At 68.7% G+C, this 3,149-nt stretch carries 2 protein-coding genes; both read right to left on the bottom strand.

Going from position 1 to position 3,149, the window contains the following annotated elements; genetic code table 11:
- Positions 1–44: 44 nt before the first annotated feature.
- Positions 45–1,988, bottom strand: a complete 1,944-nt coding sequence (locus BST44_RS28960) for a tyrosine-type recombinase/integrase (protein WP_007172497.1) — start codon at positions 1,986–1,988, stop codon at positions 45–47.
- On the bottom strand, positions 1,985–3,034 hold the full coding sequence (locus BST44_RS28955; RefSeq protein WP_007172498.1) for a tyrosine-type recombinase/integrase: 1,050 nt from the start codon (positions 3,032–3,034) through the stop codon (positions 1,985–1,987). The genes BST44_RS28960 and BST44_RS28955 overlap by 4 nt, the downstream gene beginning before the upstream one ends.
- Positions 3,035–3,149: the final 115 nt, after the last annotated feature.

Raw genomic sequence — 3,149 nt, 5'->3', positions numbered from 1 at the left:
TTATCCGGCCCTCGGGGGCGGGTCAACCCGTCGGGGTGGGATGTTCATCGATCGAGGCGCTGGAGGTGGTCGGTAAGGGCGTGGGCGACGCGGTCGTGGCGGGCGGCTTCGTCGGTCCAGCCGCGGCACTCGGCGTCGGTTCTGAGGGCCTGGACGTCGGCGAGTTGGTCGGTGAGCGTGTCGCGGAATTCGGGGGCGGTGACGTAGTTGTCGCAGGTTTCGCAGATGTTGGCATAAGGGCACGCGCCCGCGGATTCGTGGCGAGCGCAGTATCCGTGTGCAACGCGGGTTTTCAGCATTTCACTGTGCAGCCAGCCGACCTTGTCGGGCAGGATCGGTTTGCCGACCGGGGTGAGGGTGAACTGGCGGCGCATCTTGCCCATCGCTTCGTCGTAGGCCGCGCGCAGGGTGGGCGAGGCCAGGGTGGCGTAGCGGATCGTCATTTGTGGAGTGACGTGCCCGAGTAAGGACATCAAGGCCTGCAGACTCATCCCGGCGTTGGCGAGTTCGGTGGCCCAGGTGTGGCGCAACTGATGTGGAGTGACCATCAGGACGCCGCCGTCGGGACGGTGCAACCCGGCGGATTCAGCGGCGGTGAGCAGCCCGTTGCGCAGCCGGGTGTAGCCCAGGCGGCGTCCGTGCCGGGTGAACAGAAAGTCGGTGAGCACGCCGGTGCGTGGGTGCGGCAGCGGCCGGTGCGTGCCGCGGAGGGCGACCCACTCGTCGAGCGCGGCGAGGGTCGCGGCGGAGAGCGGGACCATGCGTTCGGTGGCGAGCTTGCCCAGTGGCACCTTCAGCCAGGTTCCGGCCGGTCCGTAGTCGATGATGCTGCCCAGTTCGAGGTCGAGCAGTTCCCCCGCCCGCAGGCCGGCACCACGCAGCACGGTCAGGCCGATGCGGGCGAACGGATCCTGCAGGTGGGCAACGGCGTTCATCACTGCCGCGTCCACATCGGGTGCTAGCGCGCGTGGCAACGGCTGGTCGAGTTTGGGGACGTCGGCGGCGAATACCAACCGCCGTGGTGGGGCCTGCGCCCAGCCCCAGGCGGTGATGTCGTCGAGCAGGTTGCGCAGACTGAGCACTGCCGACTGGGCCACCGCGGCCGAGACGGTGCGCCCGGCGCCCGCGGCGGCGCGCTGACCACGCCAGCCCCGGGTGCGATTCCATTTCAGGTAGCCCTCGATGCAGCTCCGGTCGAGTTCACGCAGGCTGATGACGTCGGGATGGTGAGCGGTGAGGTATTCGGCGAAGGGCAGCAGGTCGTTGATCAGCGACTCGACCGATTTGGGCCGCAGCACCGCCGCGCGCACGCCGATGTAGCGCAGCAACGTCTGACGGATCGGGTCGGGCATCTCCACCTCGGTGAAGCGCTGCTCGAGGCTACGGGCCCACCGCCGGCGTTTCGGCGCGGTGTCGATGACCGCGGTCTCGAACAACAGCTGCCGCAGGCTGGCCAGCCGCCCCCTGTATGCCCGCCGCGACGATGGCGGCACCACGGTACGTGACAGCGCGGCGTCGAAGTCGTCGAGCGCGTCGCCGGTCAGGTCGGCGACCATTCCGCCGTGGTGTGCCAGCACTACCGCCAGACATTCGCCGAGGACCGTCTCGACCCAGGAACTCCTCCAGCCCAACCGAATTCCCGCATTCCGCAACGCGGCGAATCCGCTCGGATCCCGGTCCTCCACTGCGCGGCCCAGCCCGGTCAACTGTTTGACCGCGGCCAGCTCGACGTCCAGCCGTAACCGGCCGGTGCCGATCGTGTGACAGATCAGCGGCCACGCCCCGGTGTCCCGTATCTCGGCGATCCGCTCGGCTGCCGGCAGCGTCATCCAGGCGTGCAGGTCGCGGTGGCGTGCGGTGAAGTCGCGAGCGATCCGAATCCGGTCGCGTACCGCCCGCCCGCTCAAACCCAGGGTGGCGACGTGGTCGAGATAATCCGCCACCACCTCGTCGGCGCCTACGGGTTGGCCGACCAACACCGTGGTCACTGCCGGGCTCCGGCCAACGTCGCACGAGCAGCACCGTATTCGGCGGCGAGCTGCTCGATCGACAAATGCACGTAGCGGGCCGTGGTCTCCGGCGAGACATGCCCCATCAACGCCCGCAACGCCAGCAGATCGATTCCGGCCGCCGACAATTCGGTGCCGTAGGTATGCCGTAAACGGTGCGGGCGGACTCTTGTGGCGCCAGAGGTCTCCCGGTGCCGACGGAACAGGCTGCGCAGCCCGGCCTCGCTGACCGGTGCACCGGTCGTCGGGCCGCGCAGCACTACGAAGCACTGCGGCGTCGCCAACCCCGGCGGCCGCTCCCATCGCAGGTAGGCGGCGAGCTCGGTGAAGAACGCCGCATCGACCGGGACATGACGTTCCTTGCCGCCCTTGCCGATCACCCGAAGCCGGCGCCGGCCCATATCGACGTCGGCGAGCAGCAGGCCACGCGCCTCGGCCGAACGCAGCCCTCCGAGTAGCATCACCAGCACCATCGCCCGGTCCCGGTGCGTTGCCAGTGTCGCCAGGAACGCGTCGACATCGTTGGTGGACAACGATTCCGGAAGACGCTGCGGCTGACGCACCAACCTACCGCCACTGCGTGCACGCCCGGGACCCAGATGACCGAGCAACCCCCGCTGCGACTGGCGCAGCCCCTGTCCCCGCCGCGGCGACGGCACCGGATTGTCGGTGCAGACACCGGTCATCACCAGATACTCGAATAACGCGCGCACTGCCGCGACCCGGCGGTTCACCGTCGAAGCTGCCGGCGGGGTCGACGAGCGGTGACCGCCGGTGGGCTGGTCCGTTCGGCGGACGCCTTGCCAGTCGATCCAGTCGAACACCAACGGCGCATCGACCGCGGCGAGCCCGACCGCTTGCTGGACGAGGAACCGGCTCAAATTGGCGACGTCGAATGCGTAGGCCCGCACCGTGGCCGCGCTGAACCCCCGTCCCGCCAAATGGTTGAGAAACGCGTTCACCGCGTCCTGCCCGTCCCAGTCGCCCTCCAGGACATATCCGCTGTCGCTCTTGAGTACCCGCATCGCCGCTCCGCCTTCCCCCACCGAGATGCAGACAGCATCCATCCGTGCTCAGCGCTTGTGCGTGAACCTCACGCTGCAGCCCGAACCGTGTCCCCGGAGAGCCGGTTAACGGATA

This window comes from Mycobacterium scrofulaceum, from assembly GCF_002086735.1.
GTDB lineage: Bacteria > Actinomycetota > Actinomycetes > Mycobacteriales > Mycobacteriaceae > Mycobacterium > Mycobacterium scrofulaceum.
Note: the sequence above shows the minus strand (reverse complement) of the source record. Positions and strands in the feature narration are given on the sequence as shown.

Bases quoted from the DNA above. Each gene is read 5' to 3' on its own strand.
- BST44_RS28955 (WP_007172498.1), bottom strand. From the start codon at position 3,034: ATGCGGGTACTCAAGAGCGACAGCGGATATGTCCTGGAGGGCGACTGG.